Here is a 503-nt window from a genome sequence, read left to right as displayed (position 1 = left end):
ACACTCAAATTAACCCCCTGCATCGACTGACCTGTCACTGCGGAAAAGTCGAACTGGAACTTACGTTACCCAACGGAATTGAAAAGCCGAGACGCTGTGATTGCTCTATGTGTCGTCGTCGAGGTGCGATTGTGGCTTCAGTCCCTTTGAGTGGTATTCGTATTGTTCAAGGTGACGATGTTTTAAAGCTCTACCAATTTAATACGCATACCGCGAAGCATTTTTTCTGTAGTGAATGTGGCATTTACACACACCATCAACGCCGATCAGATCCAAGTGAGTACGGTTACAACGTGGGATGTTTAGAGGGCCTTAACCCGTACGAATTGGGTGATATTGAAGTGATGGATGGCGTGAACCATCCATCGGATCGTTAGACTAAGTAGCTAGGCGTGTCATTGAGGTTCGTTGGGATTAGGTAAACAAGCCGCCGTTCATCCACAAATGAGCGGCAATACTGGCGGCGTAGCCCAGAGCGATCACGGGCGTCCATTTTAAGTGGC

General features: G+C 48.1%; 1 protein-coding gene. It reads left to right on the top strand.

Translation table 11 applies throughout. The annotated features are described in order from the left end of the window. Nucleotides 1–377, top strand: a 377-nt coding sequence (locus tag R7040_RS30395) for a GFA family protein (RefSeq protein WP_318098183.1), incomplete at its 5' end; no start/stop codon positions are given. Nucleotides 378–503: the final 126 nt, after the last annotated feature.

It is taken from the genome of Vibrio sp. 1069 (assembly GCF_033340555.1).
The sequence above is the reverse complement of the archived record's forward strand: the minus strand, read 5'-3'. Positions and strand labels throughout refer to the sequence as shown.